Here is a 24,895-nt window from a genome sequence, read left to right on the forward strand (position 1 = left end):
TTATAAAGAATTAATAATAACAATGTATGATTTAAATTTTTTTATAAAAAAACATTTATACTTAAAAGACATAAAAAATAGAACTCATATATTTTGCGTAATTAGAGAAAAATTTTATCTTTTTACTCAAGAAGAAGTAATACGACAATATATAATTTTTTCATTAAAAAAAGTAAAAAATTATAACAATTCTAATATATGGGTAGAATATCCTTTTAAAATCAATAAATTAAACAAGCGATTGGATATACTTGTTCAAGAAAATAATAAACCACACATACTTATCGAATGTAAAACACCAAAAATTCCTATTACACAAAAAACCTTTGATCAAGTTTCTATATATAATCAAACTATTAAAGCTCCATTTTTAATGGTAAGCAATGGAATAAAAAATTTTATTTTTAAAATTGATAAGTACAAAAAAAAATTTTCATTTTTAAACCATATTCCATAACTCACTATGACAAAGATGACATATAATGAATCATATCCAATAATTTACTGGAATAACCTACTTCATTATCGTACCAAGAAATTATTTTCAAAAAATTGGAATTTAACATAATACTAGAATTAGCATCAAAAATTGAAATTCTTTCATCTCCTATAAAATCGGATGAAACAACCGCGTCTTCTGTGTATCCTAATATTCCTCTAAACGTAGTTTCAGAAGCTTTTTTCATACAGGACTTAATTTGATCTAAATCAGTACTAGTCTTAAGATTAACTGTAAAATCTAAAACAGAGACATCTGGAATAGGAACTCTAAAAGCCATTCCTGTTAATTTTCCATTTAAACTGGGTATAATTTTTCCAACAGCATTAGCTGCACCTGTAGATGATGGAATGATGTTGATTAAAGAAGACCTTCCTCCTCTCCAATCTCTATAAGAAACAGAATCAACAACTTTTTGAGTTGCTGTAGAAGCGTGTATTGTCGTCATCAACCCTTCATATATTCCAAAATTATCATTTAATATTTTAACAATTGGAGATAGACAGTTCGTCGTGCAAGAAGCGTTAGATATAATATTTTGGTCTTTTCTTATATCTTTATGATTAACCCCCATAACAAACATAGGAATATCATCTTTAGGAGGAGCTGATAAAACTACTTTTTTAGCTCCTGCTCTCAAATGAGCATTAGCCAAATCTTTGGTTAAAAATAAACCAGTCGATTCAACGACATATTCTATATTCGAATTTTTCCAATTTAATTTTTCAGGATTTTTTTCATGGGTCACCTGGACTCGTTTTCCATTCAAAATGAGATAACTTTCGTCTTCAATACGAATATCTCCTTTAAAAAGACCATGAATGGAATCATATTTTAACATATAAGCTAAATACTCTATAGAGACTAAATCATTAATAGATAATATTTTAATATCATTTCTATTTAAAGATAATAATAAAACTAACTTTCCGATTCTTCCAATTCCATTAATTCCTATTTTGATCGACATATTATAATAATTTTTATTGTTATAAAATTAATTTTTAATTTTTAAAAAAGTTATAAAAGCGGATGGTGGAATTTCCACTTTCCCTATTTGACGCATTTTTTTCTTTCCTTTTTTTTGTTTTTCCAAAAGTTTTCTTTTTCTAGAAATATCACCTCCATAACATTTATCCGTTACATTTTTTCTTAAAGCTTTAATGGTTTCTCTTGCTATAATTCTTCCAGAAACAGAAACTTGAATAGGAATACTAAATTGATGTTTAGGAATTAATAAAGATAATTCATGACATATTTTTTTTGCTAAAAACAAAGCTTTCGTCTTATGAACTAAAAGAGATAAAGGTTCTATTTTTTCATAATTTATCAATACAGTTATTTTCTTTAAATCCGAATTTCTGTATCCAATAAAATTGTAATCAAAGGAAGCGTATCCATTAGAAATAGTTTTTAATTTATCATAGAAATCGAATATAATTTCGGATAAAGGCATTTCAAACATAATTTTTATTCTTTTTGAAGTCATATAATTATGATCTCCAATCATAATTCCTCGTTTTTCAATACATAATGACATTACATTTCCAATGTAGTTATCATTTGTTATAATAGAAACTAAAACATATGGTTCCTCTATTTTTTTTAATTTTTCTATTTCTGGAAAATCTGAAGGATTATTAATGAAAATTTCTTGATTATTATTTTTATAAATTCTATAAGAAACATTAGGAATAGTAAGAATGACAGAAATATTATATTCCCGTTCTAAACGATCTTTTACTATTTCCATATGAAGAAATCCTAAAAATCCACAATGAAAACCAAATCCTAATGCGGGAGAAGATTCAGAACTAAAAGAAAATGCAGCATCATTTAACTGTAGTTTTTCTATAGAAGAACGTAATTCTTCATATTGATCAGAATTTACGGGATAAATACTGGCAAAAACCATAGGTTTAAATTCTTTAAATTTTTGTATTGCTTTTTCTGCTGGTTTATGAGCATCTGTTATGGTGTCTCCTACTTTAACTTCGCTTGTATTTTTTATCCCCGATACAACATAGCCAACATCTCCTGTATTGATTTGATTTTTTGAAACACGTTGTAGTTTCAATGTCCCTATTTCATAAGCACAATAAACTTTTCCTGTAGACATAAACTGTAATTTTTGTCCTTTTCGGATATAACCATTTTTGATTCTAAATAACGCTTCAATTCCTCTAAATGGATTATATAAAGAATCAAAAATAATGGCTTGTAAAGGAGCTTTTGGGTCTCCTGTTGGGGGAGGAATACGTGTAATTATTTGATTTAAAACATTATTAATTCCTATTCCATTTTTTGCACTAACAGAAATAATATCATCTATTTTACATCCTACTAATTCCATAATTTCTTTCATGACATTTTCAGGAGTAAAATCTAATAAATCAATTTTATTTAAAATTGGAATAATCACTAAGTGATTTTTTAGTGCTAAAGAAAGATTGGATATTGTTTGCGCTTGAATACTTTTCGTACAATCCACAACAAGTAAAGCTCCTTCACAAGCTTCTATAGAACGAGAAACTTCATATGAAAAATCAACATGTCCAGGTGTATCTATTAAATTAAGAATGTATACCTTGTTCTTATATTTATATTCCATTTGAACAGCATGACTCTTAATGGTAATTCCACGTTCTCTTTCTAAATCCATGTCATCCAATAACTGATTCCGTTTTTTTCCTGAAACTGTTTTTGTAAATTCTAATAAACGATCAGCTAACGTACTTTTTCCGTGATCTATATGTGCAATAATACAAAAATTACGAATATCATGAATCATGATTAATTGAGTTTAAAAATAACCAAATAACCTTGATGGGAATCGAACCCATACCATAGAAATCGGAATCCTATATTCTATCCTATTAAACTACAAGGTTAATGACGATTGAACATATTCATTGTTTTTTGTAATCCATTTTTTATAAACGAAAATATTATTTTAATGCCTATATCCAATTTTAATAATAGATAATCAATCTCTTCATTTTTCCAATTTTCTAAAACGTAAGAATCTGTTTTTTTAGAAAAAAAATTATTTTTTTTAATTCCAAAACGAAGACGTGCATAATTAGATGTTTCAATTTCTTTTTCTATATTCTTTAAACCATTATGCCCTCCACTTCCTCCTTGACCTCTTAAACGAAAACTACCAAAATCTAAATAAATGTCATCAGATATGACAAGAATATTTTTTAATATAATTTTTTCTTTTGTCATCCAATATTTAACAGCTACCCCACTATAATTCATATAAGTAGAAGGTTTTAAAAAAAAAAGTAATTTATCCCCATACATAAATGATGAAATAAGACCTAATTTTTTCTTTGAAAAAGAAAAAAAATATTTTTTAGATATTTGATCTAAAATCATAAATCCCAAATTATGTCTCGTTTTTTTATATAAATTTCCTGGATTTCCTAATCCAATTATCAAAAATTTTTCTTTTTTTTGTAAAATATTCATCTTAATTTAATGAAGAACTTCATATACAGTTTTTCCTATATTAGCCGGAGATTTCACAATATATATTCCATTTTTTTCCATTATTTTTATTTTTTCCTGTGCTGTTTCTATTTTTTTTTCTATAATAGCCCCAGCATGTCCCATTGTTCTTCCTTTTGGAGCAGTTTGTCCGGCAATAAAACCTATTACCGGTTTTTTATTTTCTAATTTTTTTACCCATTCAGAAGCTTCAATTTCTAGTTTTCCTCCTATTTCTCCAATCATAACAATACATTCTGTTTCTGAATCATGTAAAAATAATTTCATAATTTCTTTTATATTCATTCCAATAATGGGATCTCCACCTATACCAATAGCAGTAGAAATTCCATAACCCCATTTTACAATTTGGTCGGCGGCTTCATAGGTTAAAGTTCCAGATCTAGAAATTATTCCTACATTTCCTTTTTTTTTAAATACTGAATTAGGCATTATTCCTACTTTAGATTCTTCCGGAGAAATAATACCAGGACAATTAGGTCCTATTAAACGCGATTGTTTTCCTTTCAAAAAATGTTTAATCCGAATCATATCTGAAACTGGAATTCCTTCTGTTATACATACAATAATTTGTATATTCATGTAAATAGATTCCAAAATAGCATCATAAGCAAAAGCAGAAGGAACAAAAATAACGCTAACATTTCCTCCTGTATGATTTACAGCTTCTTCAATAGTATTGAAAATGGGAACACCTAAATACATTTTTCCTCCTTTCCCTGGAGTGATTCCTCCTATTATAGTTGTTCCGTAATTTATCATTTGTTCAGTATGAAATAACCCTTCTTTTCCAGTTAATCCTTGTACAAGGACTTTTATATTTTTATCTATCAAAATACTCATAATTCTTAAATTAATTTTTTATGGCAAATCATTTTGAATTTTATTTTTGACTCTTTCTATATAAGATCTATTTTCTGTATTTATTTTGACAACATCTCCTATTTTGATAAAAGAAGGAGCTAATAATTTAGCACCTGTTTCTAAAATAACAATTTTATTGGTATTATTAATAGTGTCTCTTTTTTTTACAGATTCTGTATGTTTAATTTTTAAACAAACTGTGGAAGGCATTTTAAAAAATAAAAAAATTTTTTCTTTTTCATTTTTTACATGAAAAAAAATAGAAACTTTCATTCCTTCTTTTAAAAATTCTATATTTATGTTTTTTATTAGTTTTTCTTCTATTTGTATTTGGTTATAAGTGTTATCATTCATAAAATAAAAAATATTTTTTTCTTTATATAAATATTTATATGAGTAAGATTCTATTTTAACCTTTAAAAATTTATATTTTGCAGAAAAATTATTGTCTAAAACATGACCTGTTACCAAATTTTTTAATTTTGTCCTCAAAAAAGCATATCCTTTTCCTGGCTTCACATGAAGTAAATCAATAATTTTAAATATTTCTTTATTCCATTGTATGTATAACCCTTTTTTGATATTCATTTGAATGAAGTTGAATTAGAATTTTTATAACTTTTCATAGTTTTTAACTATTTTCGCAACAACTTCCCCTTCGACTACAAGTTTATTATTAACATAACCTTTCCCTTGCATGTGAACAATTCCTCTTTTCATAAATTCTAGTAAATAAACTTGAAAAATAATTATATCTCCAGGAATGATTTTATGTTTAAATTTTACTTTATCCATTTTTAAAAAATAGGTAGAATATAATTCAGGATGACTTAATTTATTTAATACAAGTATTCCACCTACTTGTGCGAGAGCTTCTATTTGTAAAACACCAGGCATAATTGGTTCTTTAGGAAAATGTCCTGTGAAAAAAGATTCGTTCATTGTTACATTTTTAACTCCTACAATACTATTTTCGGTTAAATCTATAATTTTATCCACTAAAAGAAATGGAGGTTTATGAGGTAAGATTTTCATGATACTTTTTATATCTAAAAGAGGTTTCTTTTTTAAATCAAATTCAGGAATATTCTTTTTTTTCAATATTTGAATTTGATTCATTAATTCCTTTAAAAATTGCATAATAATATGATTATCTGGATTATGAAAAATGAATTTACCTTTCAATTTAATTTCCATTAAGGTTAAAAAACCTATAATATCTAAAAGAATATGTTTGGCTATTTCATTAAATTTATGATCTTGATCAAAAAATGTATTATAAAATAAAGAATGCATGAAATTTTTTTTAATTTTCAAAAATTTTTTTTGTTTTTTTTTTTCATGAATACAATAAAAAATTTTTGAATTTGCCAACTTTGGAAATTGATATAGATCTTTAAGAATTGCATTTTGTGAAAAATATTTAGAATTATATTCTATAACAATCATGATTTCAAATTTTTTAGAAGGCAAAACTATAATTTCTCCTCCTGTTTTTTTATTCTCATATGAAATAATTTTTGTAATTGAATGATATTTTCTTATTTCATTCTGTTCTATAATTCCTACTTTTTGAATTGCTTCTACAAAAAATTTAGAAGAACCATCCATAATAGGAATTTCAATATTATTTAATTCTATAATTACATTATCTAAATCCATACCTGTTAAAGCAGCTAGAACATGTTCAATAGTGTAAATTTTTAATCCATTTTTCTCTAAAATAATCCCTTTATCTATGTTTTCTTTTATAAGAAAAGAATAATGAGCTTTGATAGATGGTTTTTCTTTTATATCTGTTCTAACAAAAATAAAACCTGTATAGGTTGGGGCAGGTTTGAAAGTAATAGTTACTTTTTTTCTAGTATATAAACCAAATCCTTGTAAAGAAAATTTTTTTGCAATAGTTTTTTGCTTTTCAAGCATATCATAATACAATTTTACATTATAATTTAATCCTTTATCAATTTTAAATTTTTAACCAAATAATATAAATTTTAAAAAAAAATACAAGAAAAATAAAAACTTTATGTAATTTATGTTTAAACCGTGTGATGGTTATTATATCATGAATTTTTCAAAACGGATTACTTTATTTTTTATAGGTTTTATTATTGGTATTTTAATTTTGTTTTTTTTTTTCATATACCTCTCAAAAAAAATCAATAAAGAAAAAAATAGTAGAAAAAAAAAGACATAAAATATTTTGATCATGTTAAAAAAAAGAAATTAAAATATGAAAAGAACTTATCAACCTTCAAATAGAAAAAAAATAAATGTTCATGGATTCATGAAACGAATGAATACAAAAACAGGTCGTTTAATAATATCTAGAAGAAGAAAAAAAGGAAGAAAGAGACTCGCTGTTTCTAATTTTAAAAAATGAAATTAATTATATAATTCTAAAATTTTCTATATTTCCAATTTTAGGAAAAGACTCCCCTTTTTCTCCATAAAATTTTTTTCCTGTTTCAATTGATTCTTCATAGGCAAAAAAATTGGATAAATCTCCTATATCTACTATTTTTTTATAAACAGAAATATTTTTTTTCATGAAATCAAATTTATCAAAATTCATTAATCCAATATCTACTAAAAATTTATCTTTATTTTTTTGTATTTCTACTTTTCTATATATTTTATCTAATAAAATGATTTCATTTTTTGGAATAGAAAAATAAAATTTATAATCTTTTTCAAGATTTTCTCCTTTATTATAAGAAATAAAATAAATTCCAGAAAGAATAGATAATACAGTATATTTTCTAATAATTTCCTTATGAAAATCTTGGGGATGATTTCCTGATTCAATTAAAATACAAGGATACCCTAATTTTTGTAACCGATCTCCAGTTGCTGTAGGATACAATTCATCAGAAAATCTTCCAATTGATCCAATATCAGGTAAAACTTTATAAAGTTCCTTTACTATAAAATTTATAATTCCCATAGATTTTTTTCTACTTATAGAAAAAATATCTTTTTCTCTAGATATAGAAGGTGATAAAAAAGATAAAATAGAAGGATTGAAATATTGATTTCCAACATTATAAATAGATCTTTGATCATGTAAATTAAATAAAATATTAGGTTTATTTTTTTCTATTTCTTTAAATAGAATCTGTATTTCTGGAGATTGTAAACGAATAGCATCTCGATTTAAATCTATATTTATAGCGTTTCTCCTTTGAAATATTTCAGATCCATCCGGATTTAACATAGGAATAAATAAAATGGTTAAATTTTTTTTTAAAAATTGAACCCAATCACAATTGGTTTTTTTTATAAAAAAACCCAAAACATCAAACATAGATTTTGTTCCAGTCGTCTCATTACCATGCATTTGAGACCAAATTAATACCTTTATTTTTCCTATTCCCCACTTTATTTTGAAAATTTTTCTTTTTTCTATTGATAACCCTATAGAAATAATAGAGCATGTATTTTTATACCTATTCATAACTTTCAATAGATCAGAATATCTAAAAATTTTTGAATGACTAATACTCTTATCCTTAAAAAACTCATAATTCTGAAATATAGATATAATATTAAAAAGCGACATAATAATTTTAATTTTACCTTAAAAAATCCTACTATTCATAAAATTGTTGTTATCTTTTAAAAAATAAAGGAAACTTTTACTAAAGTAAAAGATTTTCATAATATGAAATGTGGATCGATTAAAAAAAATATCAATAAAATTATTAAAATAAAAGACGAATTTTAACATTTATTATGAAGAATTATTTTAAAATAAATTATATCGAATCAATTTTACTAATATTGGGATTTACTACTTTAAATTTTTTCAATGTAATTTTAAGAAAATTATTGATTTATATTAATTTACCTGAAAGTATGATATTTTCAATATCATATACTCTTCCTTTCATTTTTTTATTTCTTTTTATATCTCATAAAGCTCAAAAAAAAAATCTTATTATAGATTTATCTATGAAATTATCTCCATGGTATATTTATTTAATTATTTTTTGTATGATGTTTTGTATGATCATTGTTAATGAATATATTTCTTCACTAGTTCCAAGAGAAGGACCGATATTAGGTAATATGTACAAAGAAATTGAAGAATTTTTAAAAGAAGAAATTAAAAACCCAATTCCTTTTTTTTCTACGACAGTATTATTAGCTCCTATATGTGAAGAAGTTCTTTTTAGAGGAATCATTTTAAATGGAATGTTAAAAAATAAAATACATCCTATCAAAGCTATTTTATTTTCCTCGTTTTTATTTGGATTAACTCATATGAATCCATGGCAATTTGTAGGAGGAATTATCATTGGAAGTTTTATTGGTTTCATTTATTTTATAACTTCTTCTATTATAAACTGTATATTATTACATATATTTAATAATGCTTTCGCTATATTCACTATGTTTTTATTGATGAAAAATGAAGATCCTACATTATCAAAAGAAGTAAGTATAAATATGGAATTAATATTAATAATTGCAACCACTATAATAATTAGTGGATGTTTTTTTCTTTTTAAAAAAAGAGGAAAAATATAAAATTCATTTTTTCATATTATACAAAAAAAACAAGATGAATTATAAAATTCATTAAAACAACTTTTCATGATGAAAAAGCCTTCATTAACTATTTTGGGATGTCATTCTTCCATCCCTACAAATCAGTTTCATCCCACGGCTCAAATATTGGAAATGAAAGGCTTTTCCTTTCTTATTGATTGCGGAGAAGGTACACAAGTTCAGTTAAGAAAAGCAAAAATAAAATTTAATAAAATAATACACATATTTATATCTCATTTACATGGAGATCATTTCTTTGGATTGATAGGATTATTGTCTACTTTTCATTTGTTAGGTAGAGAAAAACCAGTAAGTATTTATGCTCCAAAAGGATTAAAAGAAATCATAGATATTCATTTTAAATGGTCTTATACGAGACTTAAATATTGTATAAATTATGTTGAATTATCATCTAAAAAATTGGATAAAATTATGGAGAATGACAAAATAGAAATTTTTTCTATCCCATTAAAACATAGAATATATACAAATGGATTTCTTTTTAAAGAAAAACCTAGCCATAGAAAATTAAATATAGAAGAAATTAAAAAAATATCCGATATTAAAATAATAGACTATAAAAATTTAAAATTAGGAAAAGATTTTAAATCTCATGATGGGAGGATTATTCCTAATAACCAATTAACCTTTCCTCCCCCCAAAATATTATCTTATGCTTTTTGTTCAGATACCTCTTTTTACTTGCCTATCATTGAACATATAAAATATGTAGATTTATTATATCACGAATCTACTTTTCTAAAAAAAGAAGAGAATAGAGCTATCAATACAGGTCATTCTACCGCAAATCAAGCTGCGTACATAGCTAAAAAAGCTAAAGTAAAAAAATTACTGTTAGGCCATTATTCAAACAGATTTCCTAATATTAAAGAATTTGAAAAAGAAGCAAAAAAAATATTTTTTAATGTAGAAGCATCTGAACCTTTAAAAACTTATTATTTATAATAATAAATCATGTTATTCATTCTTTTTAAAGAATAAAAAGATATGATGGATCCTATTATTAGGATCATACAAATAACCATAAAAGAATCTTCTAGTGTAATTTTGACAGGAAAAGGTATTTCTTTTTCTATTTTAAATATTCTATATTTTTCTTGTACTAAAGAAGTAATATAAGATATAAATAGTCCACTTAAACAACCAAAAATAGTAATCATAAATCCAATATAGAAAAATATCATTTTAATTCTATATAAAGAAAAACCTAGACTCCATAATGTAAAAAGTTCTTTAACTTTATCTAATTGTAAAATAAAAATAGCACCAAATAAATTAAATCCAGTAATTAAAATCATTAATAGAAATAAAAAATATATAAATATCTTTTCTGTATTTATAATTTTATATAAAATTTTTTCTCTTTCTACACGTGTTATTACATCTAATTTTTTCCCTAATTTTTTTACTAAAATTTTTTTCAAATTATATACATTAGCCTTATCATGAATTTTAATTTCTAATGTATGAAAAACTTTTTTTTTCATTATATTTTGAAGTTCATATAAATCACAAAACAAATACTTTCTATCTATTTTAGGACTGAAATAAAAAATTCCTTTTATATAAACTTTTTGTTTCATAATAAATGAAGAAAAAACATTTTTTTTATTTTTTTGATGATCCAAAATAAATATTTGTAAAGGGACATTTATGTCATTATATAATATTGAAAAACATGAAATTAATGAAGACCATCCTACATATATATTTAAACAATCAAATCTATTTTTTTTAAAATCTATTTTTTTAAATTTATTCATTACTTTTTCGTATTCTATATCTACTCCTTTTAAAACAATAAAATATTCATGATTGTTATAACGAAAAAAAACTTTTTTTTCCATGGTTTTAGAAAAAGCTAGAATTCCTTGTATAGATTTTATTTTTTTTATAATATTATCATCAATCACAAAATCTTTTTCATTAGAATAGGAAATTGTAATATCCGGATAATGAATTTGATAAAATTTTTTATTTAAATTTTCTAATCCAGAAAAAATAAATAAAATCGTAGATAAAGAAAATGTGGAAACACTAATAGATAAAATGGATAAAAAAACAATAATGTTAACAAGGTTCGTCCTTTTTTTAGAAAAAAAATAACGTATAGATATATATAAAGAAGTATTCAAAATACTATTAAAAAGGATTATACAGATGGAAAAAAATCTAATTTTGGAATTTTTTTAACACGATATCTTAGTTTTTTAGAAAGTATCTTTCTATAAAATCTAGATCTATAACGAATAGATTTCAGTATACTTTTATCTAAAAAAGGATAAATACTAACATATACTTTGATTAAATTCATATCAGAAGTAATACATATTTTAATTAAAGTCACTAAAAATTTACTTTTATTTTGACTATAAAAAATTTCTTCATTAAGAATTTCCGCGATTTCCATAAAAAATATTGAAGATAATTTCTCATTTCTAATCAAACTCATTTTTTTCATAGTTTTGTTAATTAAATAACTTTTAGAAGTATGACATGAAAAAAATTAACAAAAAATTTGTAATAGGAAAAATAATGTTGTAAACTTGTACAGTTTCCATTCTATTGTATTTTAAGGTCCCATAGCTCAGTTGGTTAGAGCACCTGACTCATAATCAGGGAGTCGCTGGTTCAAATCCAGCTGGGACCATTGTGTTTGTTTTGTAACGGTTTGTAACCGGGGAGGGATTCGAACCCACAACTTACAGTTTAGGAAACTGTTGTTCTATCCTAATTGAACTACCCAGTCTCATTAGATAATGTCTCTATAACAGAAACAATTGATTTATTTTTTTTTACTTTCTTAAACGAAACATAACCATTTTTTTTTGCGTATAAAGTATGATCTTTTCCTATCCCTACATTATTTCCAGGATAATGTTTTGTTCCTCGTTGACGAAGTATAATATTACCAGAATTTACATATTGGTTCCCATATATTTTTATACCCAATCTTCTTCCTATAGAATCTCTTCCATTTCTAGAACTTCCAGAACCTTTTTTATGAGCCATATATTATTTTATTGTTTTTTTTCTAAAAAAGAAATAATTTTGATTTTGGAAAATAAAGGTCTAAATCCATTCTTTACTTTATAACCCTTTCTTCTTTTTTTTTTAAAAATAAATATCTTTTTCCCTTTTATATGTTGTAATATTTCGATTTCGATACTTATTCTATCTAAAAAAGGATATCCTAAAAGAAGTTTTCCTTCTTTATAAAACAAAAAAACTTGATTTAATAATATTTTATCACCTATTTTTGCAGAAATATGAGGAACATAAATATATTTATTTTCAACAAGTTTAAATTGTTTATCTTTTATATTGACAATCGCATATATCATAAATAATTTTAATAATTTATTTTAGTAATATTTTTTTTGCTTTTAAAAGACCTTCAAATAAATAATCGATTTCTTCAAAAGTATTATATATAGAAAAACTAACACGAATCATTCCTGAAACTTTAAAAAAATTCATAAGAGGTTGTGCACATAAATGTCCTGTTCGAACTGCAATTCCTAAACGATCTAAAATAATACCCACATCAAAACAATGCAATTCATATAAATTAAAGGAAATAATTCCAGATTTATCAGATATTTTTTTATCATCTCCATATAATTGAATTCCATCTATTGAAGATAAACGTTTTATGGCATACATCAAAAGCTTTTTTTTGTAAGATTGAATATTTGATATTCCTATTTCTTCTACAAAATCTATTGCATGTCTCCATACAATAATTCCTTCTATATTTGGGGTTCCTGCTTCAAATTTGAACGGTAAATCGGAATAAGTTGTTTGATCAAAATTTACATTTTGAATCATTTCACCTCCAAATTGATAAGGATATAATTTTTCCAATATTTTTTTTTTACCATACAATATACCAATTCCAGTAGGTCCATACATTTTATGAGCCGAAAAAACATAAAAATCAACATTTAAATTCTGTACATTTAAATCTAAATTAGAAGGAGCTTGAGCCCCATCAATTAAAACTAAAGCTCCATATTGATGAGCTTTTTCAATAATATATTTAATGGGATTAATAATCCCTAGTACATTAGATATATGACTAATAGACACTATTTTGGTTCTATTTGAAATCAAAAATTTCAAATCTGTTAATTTTAAAAAACCATTATCGTAAATGGATATGATTTTTAAAATAGCACCTTTTTTTTTACAAAGAATTTGCCATGGAACAATATTTGAGTGATGTTCCATACAAGAAATAATAATTTCATCTCCTTTTTTTATAAAAGATTCTATACTAGAGGCAACCAAATTGATTGATTCTGTAGTTCCTTTTGTAAATATAATCTCAGAAGAATGTCTTGCATGAATAAATTTTTGAATTTTTTTTCTAACATTTTCGACATGTAAAGTTGCTTTATGACTGAGATAATGCAATCCTCTATGAACATTAGAATTCATAGTAGAGTAATAATTTTGAGAAGCTTGAATGACCTTTAATGGTTTTTGAGTTGTTGCTGCATTATCCATATAAATTAAAGGATTAGAATATATTTTTTCTTTTAAAATAGGAAATTGATTTCTTATTTTTTGTATTTCTTTTTCTGACAACATATTATATATTACAAATATTTATCTAATTTTTCCTTTATTTTTTCATGTATATATTTTTTCAATTCCAAAATATGAATAGAAACTAACATTTCCTCTAAAAAAGAAGATAACAATAATATTTTAGCTTTTTTCTCAGGAATTCCTCTTGATTGAAGATAAAATAACTCAGATTCTCGTATATTACCAACCGTGCAACCATGTGAACACTTTACATATTCAGAATAAATTTCTAATTGAGGATTGGCATAAATACGCGCATCATTGGAAAGAAGTATATTATGATTTTTTTGAAAAGCATTTATCTTTTTTATAAATTCATTCACAATTATTTTTCCATTAAAAATTCCTTTAGATTTTTCACATAAAATATTTTTATACAATTGGAAACTATAGGAATCTGAACATAAATGATTTATAGAGGTATGATGATCGACAAATTGTTTTCCTGACAACAGAGAAATTCCATACAAATAAGAATAAGTTTTTTTTCCATTAGAATAGAATTTTAAATTATTTCTTATAAAATTTCCTTGTAAAGAAAATGTATAAATGGTACATTTACTATTTTTGTTTTGTTTAAAAAATGTATTATCTATTACAGAAGTTTCTTCTAAATCATTTTGTACTTTGTAGTAGTCAATTATACTATGATTCATAGCATAAATCTCACTCACATAATTTATAAAGGCAAAATGTTTCCTTAAAGATTTATAATGTTCTATAATTTTAACATGTGAGTATTCTCCTACTACAATCAAATTCCTATGATTTAACATAATTTTAGATTCTATACCTGTAGAAATATGTAAAATTTCTATAGGTTTTTCTAAAAAAACATTATTAGGGATATAAATATAGGCTCCATCTTCTAACAATAATGTATTTAAAGTATAAAATGCATCATATTGATATGATAATTTTCCATAATAATCTTTAATTTCATCATCATCTAATGATACTATATTTGATATATAAATATTTTTTGTATGTTTCTCAGAAAGAAAAGGGTTATATTTTCCATCTATAAAAATTAAAATAAAAGATCTTTCTTTTTTAAGAAAAGTTAATTTCTCTATTTTTTCTTTTTCTACTTTTTTTATTTTTTCATGTTGAGAAATAATATTATAATCTTGGTTAACAATTGAATTAATATCCGTGTTTTTCCATTCTTCGTTAATCGACGATGGAAATCCATTTTTATGAAAAAAATCAAAATGTTTTCGTTTTAAAAAAGACATATAAGAATCTTTTTTTCTTGAAAAAGAAAATTTATTAATTAATAAACTTATTTTTTCTCTTAACTGCATTTAATGATAAAGATAGAATTAAATAATTACTTTTTATACTTTATTTTATGTATTTATTTATGATCCAGTCATATCCTTCTTGTTCTAACTTTTCAGCTAATTTTTGATTTCCTGACTGAATAATTTTTCCATTATATAAAATATGTATGATATAGTCTGAAAAGATGTAATCTAGTAATCTTTTATAATGAGTTATAATTAAAATAGAATTTTTATTGTTTCTAAAAATGTTAATTCCTTTAGCAACAATACGTAAAGCATCTATATCTAAACCTGAATCAACTTCATCTAAAACAGATAATAAAGGATCTAACATCATCATTTGAAATATCTCATTACGTTTTTTTTCTCCACCTGAAAATCCATCATTTAAAGAACGATAAAAAAAATTTTTTTCAATATTCAATAAAGAAGATTTTTCCTTTATTTTTAATAAAATGTCTTTAGCGGATATTTTATTTATCTTTTTTGCTTCACAAACAGAATTTAACGCTGTTTTAATAAAATTCACAATAGAGACTCCTGGTATTTCTATGGGATGTTGAAAAGAAAGAAAAATTCCTAAATGTGCCCGATCTTCTGGTGAAAGATTTTTTAAATTTTTATTTAAAAAATAAATATTTCCTTCAGTTATGATATACTCTTTTTTTCCTGCTATGACAGAAGCCAGAGTGCTTTTTCCAGAACCATTGGGCCCCATAATAACATGACTTTCTCCTGCATTTATTTTTAAATTTATTCCTTTCAGTATTTTTTTGTTTCCTATAGAAACATGTAAATTTTCTATACTTAACATACAATTTGATTATTATCCGACAGATCCTTCCAAAGAAATTTCTAAAAGTTTTTGGGCTTCTACTGCAAATTCCATAGGAAGTTTTTTCAAAATATCATTACTAAAACCATGAACAATTAAAGAAATTGCTTTTTCTGTATCTATTCCTCTTTGATTACAATAGAAAATTTGATTTTCTCCAATTTTTGAAGTTGTTGCTTCATGTTCAACTTTAGAATTAGAATTACATACATCAATATATGGAAAAGTATGAGCTCCACATTGGTTTCCAATTAATAAAGAATCACATTGAGAAAAATTACGAGAATGAATGGCTTTAGAATCGATTTTAACCAATCCTCTATAATTATTTTGAGCTTTTCCAACGGATATTCCTTTTGATATAATAAGACTTTTGGTATGTTTTCCCATGTGGACCATTTTAGTTCCTGTATCTGCTTGTTGAAAGTTTTTAGTTAAAGCTAAAGAATAAAATTGTCCTATGGAAAAATCTCCTTTTAAAATACAAGATGGGTATTTCCAAGTGATTGAAGAACCTGTTTCTACTTGTATCCAAGATATTTTGGCTTTTTTTTCACATAAACCACGTTTTGTGACAAAATTCAAAACACCACCTTCCCCATTTTTATTTCCGGGAAACCAATTTTGAACAGTAGAATATTTAATTTCAGCATTCTCCAATGCTATTATTTCTACAACAGCAGCATGCAATTGATTTTCTTTTCTTTGTGGAGCCGTACATCCTTCTAAATAACTAACGTAAGAGTCTTTATCTGCGATAATTAAAGTTCTTTCGAATTGTCCCGTTTTACTTTCATTAATGCGAAAATAAGTGGATAATTCCATAGGACAACGTACTCCTTTTGGAATGTAGCAGAAAGAACCATCTGAAAATACAGCTGAATTTAAAGCTGCATAAAAATTATCTTTTTTTGATACAACTGAACCTAAATATTTTTTTACTATATTGGGATATTTTATCACAGCTTCATTGATAGAACAAAATATAATTCCTTTATCCTTTAACTTATTCTGAAATGTAGTGGCTAAAGAAACGGAATCTAATACTATATCCGTGGCTATTCCTGAAAGTGTTTTTTGTTCTTCTATAGGAATTCCCAATTTTCTGAACGTATCTATTAATTCTGGATCTATTTCTTCTAAATTGTTTAAATCTATTTTTTTTTTAGGAGCAGAATAATAACTTATTTTTTGAAAATCTGGAACTTTATATTTTATATTGGCCCATTTTGGGGAATTCATTTTTTTCCATATATGATAAGATTCTAATCTCCAATCTAACATCCATGTAGGTTCCTTTTTTTTTTCCGTTATTTTACGAATAACATCCTCATTTAATCCCTCTGCTATTTTATCTGATTCAATGGAAGTATAAAATCCATATTTATATTCAGATTCATAAAAACTTTTTAGTATTTTATTATTTTTTCTCATTATGATGAAAAACTTTTTCCGCACCTACAAGTATCTTTGGTTTTAGGTTTTTTAAAATAAAATCCTTTTCCATTTAATTCATCGGAATATTCTAATGTCGTTCCTTCTAAATAAGGGATGCTATTTTGATCTATCAAAATTTTCATTTCTTTTTGATGAAAAAGTTGATCTCCTTTTTGTTTTTTTTGATCAAAAGTAAGTTCATAAGATAGACTTGAACAACATCCAGTTTTGACTCCAAATCTTACGAAAGATTCATCATGAGAAAATCCCTCTTTTTTCATAAGATGAATTAATTTATTTTTAGCTTTTTCAGATATTACAAAAACCATAATATTTATAATTTTTAATTATATTTTAATTACAAAAGATAAAGATAATTTTTTTACAGGATTAATTATTTCATAAACCAGTCAATTTTTGTGATTCCTTCTTTTATCCCCCATTTATCTGACATTCCAGCATTAATTTCTAAAATATACTTTATATTTGAAGTGAAATTAATTATTTCTATACTTTTCATTGGACTTACATGTTTATTCACGAAAACAACAATACCAAACTGATTTATATATACAATATCTAGAGGAATTCGTACATCTTTCATTGTTATATTTTGATATTCTTCTTGATTTTTGAATGAAAATAACATACCTCTATTCTTTTTCAAAGAAGACCTATATTTTAATCCATTTATTTTTTCTGAATCTTGATCGGCTAATTCTATATCTATTTTTTTGATGATGTAATTATTATTTTTTAAATATAATTCTCCATCTTTAATAAATTCTATTTCTAACATATTTCCGATATCTAAAAACATATCATAATTATAATCAACTCTTTCAGAAGAATTTATAAAAATGCATATCATAATAAAGATCCCTGTAGGGAAAAAAATATTTCTTTTTTTCATTATGAAAAAAAATATTTTTTAATTTTTGATTGATTCAGAAGAAAAAATCCAAAAAAAATGAAAGGAACACTGAGCCATTGTCCTGTATTTATAGATAGAAAATTAATCAACTCTTCTCCTTGTGGTTCTTTCATAAATTCTATTAAAAAACGGACAGACCAAAGTAAAATGAAAAAGATTCCGGATAAAAATCCATTATAATTTTTTTTGTCTGTTTTATAGAAATACCAAAGTAATAAAAAAATCACGAAATAACCAATAGATTCATATATTTGTGCAGGATGTCTAGGAACGATTTCTCCATATTCTGTATCCATTTGTACAAATTTCACCGCCCAAGGTAATTTATCACTACATGGCTTTCCGACTATTTCAGAATTAAAAAAATTTCCTACTCTTATAAAAACAGCAGCTATCGAAACAGGAAGACATAATCTATCACATAACCAAATAAAAGATCTATTTTTTAGTATTATTTTATTATAAAAAAAACTAGATAAAATAATTCCTATAGTAGCACCGTGACTGGACAAACCTCTATAACCAATAAATTCGTAACCTTTTATAAATCCTAACAAAAAACTATTATTATTTTCTCTTATAGGAAGAAAAGCTTCAATCCAATGATCTGAAAAATATGAAAAATCATAAAATAAAACTTGACCCAATCTTGCTCCTATAAGTGTTCCAAGAAAAGTATATATAAATAAAGGGTCCAAATATTTTTTATCTATATTATCATTTTGATAGATATACTGCATAATGTACCATCCTAATGAAAAAGAAATCACAAACATTAGACTATAAACATGAATAAAAAAACCTTTCCACAAACTAAATTTGTGAATAGGATCCCAATGAATCATATATTCTAATATTTTCATGATTGATTCGATTTATTTTATAGGATCATAGCCCCATGCTCCCCATGGGTTACATTTAATGATTCTTTTCACACTTATAAATATTGCTTTAAAAAAATGGAATTTTTTTAATGATAAAATCATATAGTTTGAACACGTAGGAATATATCTGCAATTATTTCCTATATATGGAGATATTACGATTTGATAAAATTTTACAATTTTTATGAAAAAAATTCTTATAATTTTCATTTTATTGGTTTTTTATAAAATTTAAGGAAGAACCAGCTTTAAACCATTGAATCTGTTTTTCATTATAAGAATGATGAGCTATAATTTTTTCTTTATTTCCATTTTTATGAATTAATTCTATTTTTATATTTTTATTAGGGCATATTTTATTTATATAAAAATGAAAGATGTCTTCTTCTTGAATTTTATAATAATCATTAGAATCTAAAAAAGTTAAAGCTAAAATTCCTTGTTTTTTCAAATTTGTTTCATGTATTCTAGAAAAAGATTTAACAAGAACAACACGAACTCCTAAAAAACGTGGTTCCATAGCCGCATGTTCTCTTGAGGAACCTTCTCCATAGTTATCCTCTCCTACAATCAAACTTTGTATATTTTTTGACTTATAGAAGTTACAAACCTCATAAATACTTCCATAATTTCCTGTGATAGGATTTTTTATTTTATTTTTTTTATGATTAAAAGCATTTACAGCTCCTATTAACAAATTTTCAGAAATCTTTTCAAGATGACCCCTATATTTTAACCATGGCCCCGCCATTGAAATATGATCCGTTGTACATTTTCCTTTAGTTTTAATTAAAAGTCTAATGTTAAACAAATGATTTCCATCCCATGATAAAAATGGAGATAAAATTTGTAATCTTTTAGAATTCTTTTCTATAAGAACGGGTAAATTTTTTTTATTTTCTTTTTTTGAAAAACTTTTATATCCTAATTCTTCTTTATTAAAATTTTTTATAGGAATTTCCATTGATTTAGGTTCTTCAAACTTCACATACTCACCTATTTCATTTTTCAACATATCTTTTCTAGGATCAAATGTTAAATCTCCTGCAAAGATTAAAGCCGTAACAATTTCTGGAGAAGCTATAAAAGCATGTGTATTTGGATTTCCATCATTACGAGATGAAAAATTTCTATTAAAAGTATGAATAATTGTATTTCTCACGTTTTTTTTATTTTTTTTTCTAACCCATTGTCCAATACAAGGACCACAAGCATTAGAAAAAATTTGAGCTCCAATTTCTTTAAAAAAAGATAAAAACCCTTTTTCTTTGATAAGAGAATAAACTTTTTGTGATCCAGGTGACACCATATATTCTGAATGAATTCTCAATTTTTTCTTCTTTGCTTGTTGAATTATTGATATGGCCTTTGAAAAATCTTCATAAGAAGAATTTGTACATGAACCAATTAACCCCACCTCAATTTTAGTTGGCCAATTATTTTGAATGGCTTCCTCTTTCATTTTAGAGATCGGAGTGGCTTTATCTGGAGTAAAGGGACCATTAATATGTGGTTCTAAAACTTTTAAATCTAATTTTATGACTTTATCATAATAATTATATGGTTGTTGATAAACTTCTGGATCCGCTTTTAAAAAATCTTTTATCTCTTCTATCATTATAGATACCTGATTTCTTCCATTTTGATTCAAAAAATTTTTCATGTTCACATCATAAGGAAATAAAGAAGCGGTTGCCCCTATTTCTGCACCCATATTGCATATGGTAGCTTTTCCAACACAAGAAATACTATCAATTCCTTCTCCAAAATATTCAATAATATGATTTGTCGCTCCCGAAACTCCAATCATGCCAGATAATTTTAAGATTATATCTTTAGGAGAGGTCCATCCATTAATTTTTCCTATCAAATGGACTCCAATGATTTTAGGAATTTTTAATTCTAAAGACGATCCAGACATCACTTCAGCAGCTTCAGATCCACCAACTCCTATAGCAAGCATCCCCAATCCTCCAGCGTTAGGGGTATGAGAATCTGTTCCTATAATCATACCACCAGGAAATGCATAATTTTCTAAAATAACCTGATGAATAATTCCTGATCCAGGTTTCCAAAAATCGATACCATATTTATAAGATGCGGATTCTAAAAAGTTATAAATTTCTTTATTTTTATCTATAGCATTTTTCAAATCTATGTTGTATCCATACTGAGCAGATATGAGATGATCACAATGAATAGAAGCAGGAACACATGTTTTGCATTTTTTAGTTTGCATAAATTGTAATAACGTCATTTGAGCTGTAGCATCTTGCATAACAATACGGTCTGGTAAGAAATTCATGTAAGATTTATTACTTAAATTTTTATATTCAATTTTTATTTTTTCTTCTAAATGAGCATACAAAATTTTTTCCGAATAAGTCATAGGATGATTAACAAAATTCCGAATTTCTCGAATTTTAGACATAAAATTTGAATAAAAATCTCGAATCATATCAAGATCAAAAACCATAAATTTTTTTAATTAAAAAATAATATACATAAATTATATTTCGTTTAAAAAAATACTTATTTTTTGATAAAAATCTATAGGATTATCTATATGAATCCAGTGATTAGATTTTTTCACAGTAAAAATTTTAGATTTGGGAAATAACTTACGTATATCATTGTAATCTTTATCAAGAATATAATTTGAATATTCTCCTCGTAAAAAAAGTGTAGGACCGTGGAAAAATCCATCTTTTATTTCTTGACGAATTAAAGAATTATAATTTTTTTCGATGTTCAATAAAGAAAAAGAAAAACATAATTTTCCGTTTTTTTGTCTTTGAGTACATTTCAAAAAAAATAACCTTATTTTGATATCATCAATCCATGTTTTTAAAAAAAAATCTAAATCTTTTTTAGTATGAATAACATTAAAATCTACTTTTTTTAAAATATGAATTAATTTATCTTGATTAAAATTATTGACATAAGCCTTAGGACTAATATCTACAATTATAATTTTTTTTGGAATCATAGGATAATTGATAGAAAATTTCATAACAGCTCTTCCTCCCATAGAATGCCCTAATAATACAGGATGATTTAATTTATGATAATAAATATATTTTAATATATCTTTTGAGATAATATTATAATTCATTTTATCGGAAACAAAACTATTTCCATGATTTCTAATATCTAATAGATGAATTTGATAATTTTTTTCAAATTTTTTTGCAAAAGAAATCCAATTATTTCCATTTCCAAATAAACCATGAAAAACTAAAATAGGATAACCAGATCCGTAAATTTTAGAATGTAATATCATTTTCAGATTTACTTGCTTTACAAATTCTTTTCAAATAAGTTTGTATTGTGTTTTCGAGTCCCATATATATAGATTCGTTAATTAAAGCATGTCCAATTGATACCTCTGATATATTTGGTATTTTATCAATTAAAAAAGAAATATTATCTAAATTTAAATCATGTCCAGCATTAATAAACATATGATTTTTCACGATATTTTTTGCCGTATCAATATACGAATCAATACAATTCCATTTTCTATTTGCATATCCTATAGCAAAATATCCCGTATATAATTCAATTACATCGGCTCCAGTCCGAGCTGCATATGAAACCATTTTTGGATTGGGATCCAAAAAAATAGAACTTCGAATTCCTTTATTTTTTAATTTTTTAATTTTTTGGGTTAAAAAATCTTGATATAAAAAAGTATCCCATCCAGAATTCGATGTTATTGTATTCTCAGAATCCGGGACTAAAGTTACTTGTGACGGTTTCACATCTAATACTAATCTCATAAATTTTTCAGTGGGATTTCCTTCAACATTTAATTCTGTTGTGATGACAGAACTGATATCATAAACATCTTTATAGGTAATATGTCTTTCATCTGGACGCGGATGTACAGTAATCCCATGACACCCGAAACTTTGAACATCTGCTGCTACTTGCAAAACATTAGGGATATTTCCTCCTCTTGCATTTCTTAATGTAGCAAATTTATTTAAATTTACGCTTAATTTTACCATTTTTTTAAAATTTCTTTTTTAGTCACTTGTGTTACTTCTAAGTCAAACTCTTTTGCGGCTGTCAATAAATGATCAAAAACACTTGCTTGTATCTGTTCGTACTGAATAGATTCAGAAGTATTTGTAAAACAATATAACTCTACAGGTAATCCATAAGGAGTTGTTTCTAAATGTCTAACCATCAAAGTTTCTGTCTGTGATATTTTTGGATGTTGTGACAAATATTCCAATGCATATTGACGAAATAGACCAATATTTGTTAATCTTCTTCCATTAATACTAATGGTTACATCAATATTTTTTTCTTTATTAAAAATATCTATTTCCTTTTGTTTTTTTTGAATATAATTTTTTATTAAATAAACATCTCGAAATTTTTTTAATTTATCTGAATTACAAAAATGGAAAGATTGTATATTGAATAATATAGACCTTTTAATTCTACGTATATTTTTCTGACGCATAAATTCAAAATTAGTAACAGCTGTGGAAATTAAATCATAAGTCGGAACACTGGTAATAGTTTTATCAAAGTTCTCTATTTTTGCAGAAGTTAAATTGATTTCAATAACCGTTCCTTCTATATTGTATTTAGGAATTCTAATCCAATCTCCTACTTTAATCATTTTTGTAGATGCCATTTGCACTCCTGAAACAAATCCTAGTATTGTATCTCTAAATACTAATATAACAAAAGCAGTTATAGCCCCTAAACTGGTTAAAATAGTAATAAGATCATTCTTTGTAAGAATAGCAATAATCACCAAAATACAAAATATAATGGAAATAATTTTTAGTAATTGTGAAAAAGAACGAACTGCTATTGTTTGATGATTATTTTCACTTGTAGCTATTCTCATAATCGAATTCACTACTCGTATTAAAAACTGCAGAACGATTAAAACAAATAATATATCAAATGTTTTTTCTAAATAGATGATAATTGTGTGATAATCTTTAAAAAATGGTTCAATTAATATTAAACCAATAGACAAAGGAAAGAAATGAGCTAAACTATCAAAAACTTTATTTTCATATAAAATGTTATCCCATATAAAATGAGTAGAACTTACTATTCTTCTACCTATAAAACGAACACTCCTATTAAAAATAAATTCTAAAATGACTACAAAAACAGTGAAAAATAACATTTTTATAATTATCACAAGAGTGATAGTCCCCCATTTTTTTAGATCTAAATTATGAACAAACTCATAAATTCCTTGAATTTGAAATATAATTGAGAATACTTCTTCAATAAAAATTTTATAATACATAAACTAAAATTCCTTACTGTAAAATTGAATAATTCACTGTGAATTTTGAGTTATTTTTTCAACAATTTTTTTAGATTTTTATTTTTTATGTTTTGTAGATTGAATAATATAATAGATATTGAGTTTATTAAAAAAATAAAAGTTTTGACTCAATTTTTTAAAATTTTATATTT

27 protein-coding genes and 3 tRNA genes are annotated in these 24,895 nt (G+C 24.7%); 5 read left to right on the forward strand and 25 right to left on the reverse strand.

All coding sequences use genetic code 11. From position 1 onward, the window contains the following. Nucleotides 1-22: 22 nt before the first annotated feature. The gene (locus tag H0H66_RS02940; protein WP_185857932.1) at nucleotides 23-457 is read left to right on the forward strand and encodes a type I restriction enzyme HsdR N-terminal domain-containing protein; all 435 of its coding nucleotides are present in this window, start codon (nucleotides 23-25) and stop codon (nucleotides 455-457) included. Between the two features lie 4 nt (nucleotides 458-461). Here H0H66_RS02940 and gap read toward each other — a convergent pair whose 3' ends face one another. The 7 genes from gap to fabZ form a co-directional block, all read right to left on the reverse strand. After that, entirely contained in the window at nucleotides 462-1,469 is a 1,008-nt protein-coding gene (gap, locus tag H0H66_RS02945) for a type I glyceraldehyde-3-phosphate dehydrogenase (RefSeq protein WP_185857933.1), read from the reverse strand. A 27-nt stretch (nucleotides 1,470-1,496) separates the two neighbouring features. Next, nucleotides 1,497-3,287 (reverse strand): translation elongation factor 4, encoded by a 1,791-nt coding sequence (lepA, locus tag H0H66_RS02950; RefSeq protein ID WP_185858258.1) that lies wholly within the window; start codon nucleotides 3,285-3,287, stop codon nucleotides 1,497-1,499. Nucleotides 3,288-3,317: 30 nt separating this feature from the next. Beyond that, nucleotides 3,318-3,390, reverse strand: a tRNA-Arg gene (locus H0H66_RS02955). Further along, complete coding sequence (pth, locus tag H0H66_RS02960) at nucleotides 3,389-3,976, reverse strand: aminoacyl-tRNA hydrolase (protein ID WP_185857934.1); 588 nt, start codon at nucleotides 3,974-3,976, stop codon at nucleotides 3,389-3,391. The genes H0H66_RS02955 and pth overlap by 2 nt, the downstream gene beginning before the upstream one ends. Before the next feature lie 6 nt (nucleotides 3,977-3,982). Further along, nucleotides 3,983-4,858: a succinate--CoA ligase subunit alpha gene (gene sucD / locus H0H66_RS02965; RefSeq protein ID WP_185857935.1), complete on the reverse strand. Its 876-nt coding sequence runs from the start codon at nucleotides 4,856-4,858 to the stop codon at nucleotides 3,983-3,985. An 18-nt stretch (nucleotides 4,859-4,876) separates the two neighbouring features. Then, on the reverse strand, nucleotides 4,877-5,467 hold the full coding sequence (locus H0H66_RS02970; protein ID WP_185857936.1) for an elongation factor P: 591 nt from the start codon (nucleotides 5,465-5,467) through the stop codon (nucleotides 4,877-4,879). Nucleotides 5,468-5,491: 24 nt separating this feature from the next. Beyond that, nucleotides 5,492-6,805, reverse strand: coding sequence for a 3-hydroxyacyl-ACP dehydratase FabZ (gene fabZ / locus H0H66_RS02975; RefSeq protein ID WP_185857937.1), 1,314 nt, complete (start codon nucleotides 6,803-6,805; stop codon nucleotides 5,492-5,494). Nucleotides 6,806-7,115: 310 nt separating this feature from the next. Here fabZ and rpmH point away from each other — a divergent pair, with 310 nt between their 5' ends. Next, entirely contained in the window at nucleotides 7,116-7,265 is a 150-nt protein-coding gene (gene rpmH / locus H0H66_RS02980; RefSeq protein WP_185857938.1) for a 50S ribosomal protein L34, read from the forward strand. A gap of 6 nt (nucleotides 7,266-7,271) precedes the next feature. On the opposite strand, the gene H0H66_RS02985 is transcribed toward rpmH, so the two are convergent. Further along, on the reverse strand, nucleotides 7,272-8,339 hold the full coding sequence (locus H0H66_RS02985; RefSeq protein ID WP_317167869.1) for a M14 family zinc carboxypeptidase: 1,068 nt from the start codon (nucleotides 8,337-8,339) through the stop codon (nucleotides 7,272-7,274). Between the two features lie 278 nt (nucleotides 8,340-8,617). Between H0H66_RS02985 and H0H66_RS02990 the strand changes: the two genes are divergently transcribed. Continuing rightward, a complete protein-coding gene (locus H0H66_RS02990; protein ID WP_185857940.1) occupies nucleotides 8,618-9,415 on the forward strand; it encodes a CPBP family intramembrane glutamic endopeptidase in 798 nt (265 codons plus the stop codon). Between the two features lie 69 nt (nucleotides 9,416-9,484). Beyond that, nucleotides 9,485-10,402 carry a ribonuclease Z gene (locus tag H0H66_RS02995; RefSeq protein ID WP_185858259.1) on the forward strand — a complete coding sequence of 306 codons (918 nt, stop codon included), beginning with the start codon at nucleotides 9,485-9,487 and terminating at the stop codon, nucleotides 10,400-10,402. On the opposite strand, the gene H0H66_RS03000 is transcribed toward H0H66_RS02995, so the two are convergent. Continuing rightward, a complete protein-coding gene (locus H0H66_RS03000; protein ID WP_185857941.1) occupies nucleotides 10,393-11,592 on the reverse strand; it encodes an ABC transporter permease in 1,200 nt (399 codons plus the stop codon). The genes H0H66_RS02995 and H0H66_RS03000 overlap by 10 nt on opposite strands. Nucleotides 11,593-11,609: 17 nt before the next feature. Continuing rightward, nucleotides 11,610-11,918 (reverse strand): ribosome-binding factor A, encoded by a 309-nt coding sequence (locus tag H0H66_RS03005; RefSeq protein WP_185857942.1) that lies wholly within the window; start codon nucleotides 11,916-11,918, stop codon nucleotides 11,610-11,612. A gap of 115 nt (nucleotides 11,919-12,033) precedes the next feature. Between H0H66_RS03005 and H0H66_RS03010 the strand changes: the two genes are divergently transcribed. After that, nucleotides 12,034-12,107: transfer RNA gene (locus H0H66_RS03010), tRNA-Ile, on the forward strand. Nucleotides 12,108-12,131: 24 nt separating this feature from the next. Here the strand turns inward: H0H66_RS03010 and H0H66_RS03015 are convergent. The 15 genes from H0H66_RS03015 to H0H66_RS03085 all read right to left on the reverse strand — a co-directional run bounded on the left by H0H66_RS03015 (nucleotide 12,132) and on the right by H0H66_RS03085 (nucleotide 24,722). Then, nucleotides 12,132-12,206 (reverse strand) — tRNA-Arg (locus H0H66_RS03015). Beyond that, a complete protein-coding gene (rpmA, locus tag H0H66_RS03020; protein ID WP_185857943.1) occupies nucleotides 12,197-12,469 on the reverse strand; it encodes a 50S ribosomal protein L27 in 273 nt (90 codons plus the stop codon). Before rpmA ends, H0H66_RS03015 begins: the two co-directional genes overlap by 10 nt. 8 nt (nucleotides 12,470-12,477) lie before the next feature. Beyond that, nucleotides 12,478-12,801 (reverse strand): 50S ribosomal protein L21, encoded by a 324-nt coding sequence (gene rplU, locus H0H66_RS03025; RefSeq protein ID WP_185857944.1) that lies wholly within the window; start codon nucleotides 12,799-12,801, stop codon nucleotides 12,478-12,480. Nucleotides 12,802-12,817: 16 nt separating this feature from the next. Further along, nucleotides 12,818-14,053 (reverse strand): aminotransferase class V-fold PLP-dependent enzyme, encoded by a 1,236-nt coding sequence (locus H0H66_RS03030; protein WP_185857945.1) that lies wholly within the window; start codon nucleotides 14,051-14,053, stop codon nucleotides 12,818-12,820. A gap of 8 nt (nucleotides 14,054-14,061) precedes the next feature. After that, nucleotides 14,062-15,360 carry a Fe-S cluster assembly protein SufD gene (gene sufD / locus H0H66_RS03035; protein ID WP_185857946.1) on the reverse strand — a complete coding sequence of 433 codons (1,299 nt, stop codon included), beginning with the start codon at nucleotides 15,358-15,360 and terminating at the stop codon, nucleotides 14,062-14,064. Nucleotides 15,361-15,400: 40 nt separating this feature from the next. Continuing rightward, on the reverse strand, nucleotides 15,401-16,156 hold the full coding sequence (gene sufC, locus H0H66_RS03040; RefSeq protein ID WP_185857947.1) for a Fe-S cluster assembly ATPase SufC: 756 nt from the start codon (nucleotides 16,154-16,156) through the stop codon (nucleotides 15,401-15,403). A 12-nt stretch (nucleotides 16,157-16,168) separates the two neighbouring features. Then, nucleotides 16,169-17,611: a Fe-S cluster assembly protein SufB gene (gene sufB, locus H0H66_RS03045; RefSeq protein ID WP_185857948.1), complete on the reverse strand. Its 1,443-nt coding sequence runs from the start codon at nucleotides 17,609-17,611 to the stop codon at nucleotides 16,169-16,171. Further along, on the reverse strand, nucleotides 17,611-17,943 hold the full coding sequence (locus H0H66_RS03050; protein ID WP_185857949.1) for a HesB/IscA family protein: 333 nt from the start codon (nucleotides 17,941-17,943) through the stop codon (nucleotides 17,611-17,613). Before H0H66_RS03050 ends, sufB begins: the two co-directional genes overlap by 1 nt. A gap of 65 nt (nucleotides 17,944-18,008) precedes the next feature. Continuing rightward, nucleotides 18,009-18,527 (reverse strand): DUF192 domain-containing protein, encoded by a 519-nt coding sequence (locus H0H66_RS03055; RefSeq protein WP_185857950.1) that lies wholly within the window; start codon nucleotides 18,525-18,527, stop codon nucleotides 18,009-18,011. After that, complete coding sequence (lgt, locus tag H0H66_RS03060; protein ID WP_185857951.1) at nucleotides 18,527-19,411, reverse strand: prolipoprotein diacylglyceryl transferase; 885 nt, start codon at nucleotides 19,409-19,411, stop codon at nucleotides 18,527-18,529. The genes H0H66_RS03055 and lgt overlap by 1 nt, the downstream gene beginning before the upstream one ends. 12 nt (nucleotides 19,412-19,423) lie before the next feature. Further along, the gene (yidD, locus tag H0H66_RS03065) at nucleotides 19,424-19,642 is read right to left on the reverse strand and encodes a membrane protein insertion efficiency factor YidD (RefSeq protein WP_185857952.1); all 219 of its coding nucleotides are present in this window, start codon (nucleotides 19,640-19,642) and stop codon (nucleotides 19,424-19,426) included. A 1-nt stretch (nucleotide 19,643) separates the two neighbouring features. Further along, nucleotides 19,644-21,908, reverse strand: coding sequence for an aconitate hydratase (locus tag H0H66_RS03070; protein ID WP_185857953.1), 2,265 nt, complete (start codon nucleotides 21,906-21,908; stop codon nucleotides 19,644-19,646). A gap of 33 nt (nucleotides 21,909-21,941) precedes the next feature. Further along, entirely contained in the window at nucleotides 21,942-22,715 is a 774-nt protein-coding gene (locus H0H66_RS03075; protein ID WP_185857954.1) for an alpha/beta fold hydrolase, read from the reverse strand. Further along, nucleotides 22,699-23,445, reverse strand: a complete 747-nt coding sequence (locus H0H66_RS03080; RefSeq protein ID WP_185857955.1) for a pyridoxine 5'-phosphate synthase — start codon at nucleotides 23,443-23,445, stop codon at nucleotides 22,699-22,701. Before H0H66_RS03080 ends, H0H66_RS03075 begins: the two co-directional genes overlap by 17 nt. Then, on the reverse strand, nucleotides 23,439-24,722 hold the full coding sequence (locus H0H66_RS03085; protein ID WP_185857956.1) for a mechanosensitive ion channel family protein: 1,284 nt from the start codon (nucleotides 24,720-24,722) through the stop codon (nucleotides 23,439-23,441). The genes H0H66_RS03080 and H0H66_RS03085 overlap by 7 nt, the downstream gene beginning before the upstream one ends. Between the last annotated feature and the right edge of the window lie 173 nt (nucleotides 24,723-24,895).

The sequence above is a fragment of the Blattabacterium cuenoti genome (assembly GCF_014251595.1).
Taxonomy (GTDB): Bacteria; Bacteroidota; Bacteroidia; order Flavobacteriales; family Blattabacteriaceae; genus Blattabacterium; species Blattabacterium cuenoti_Q.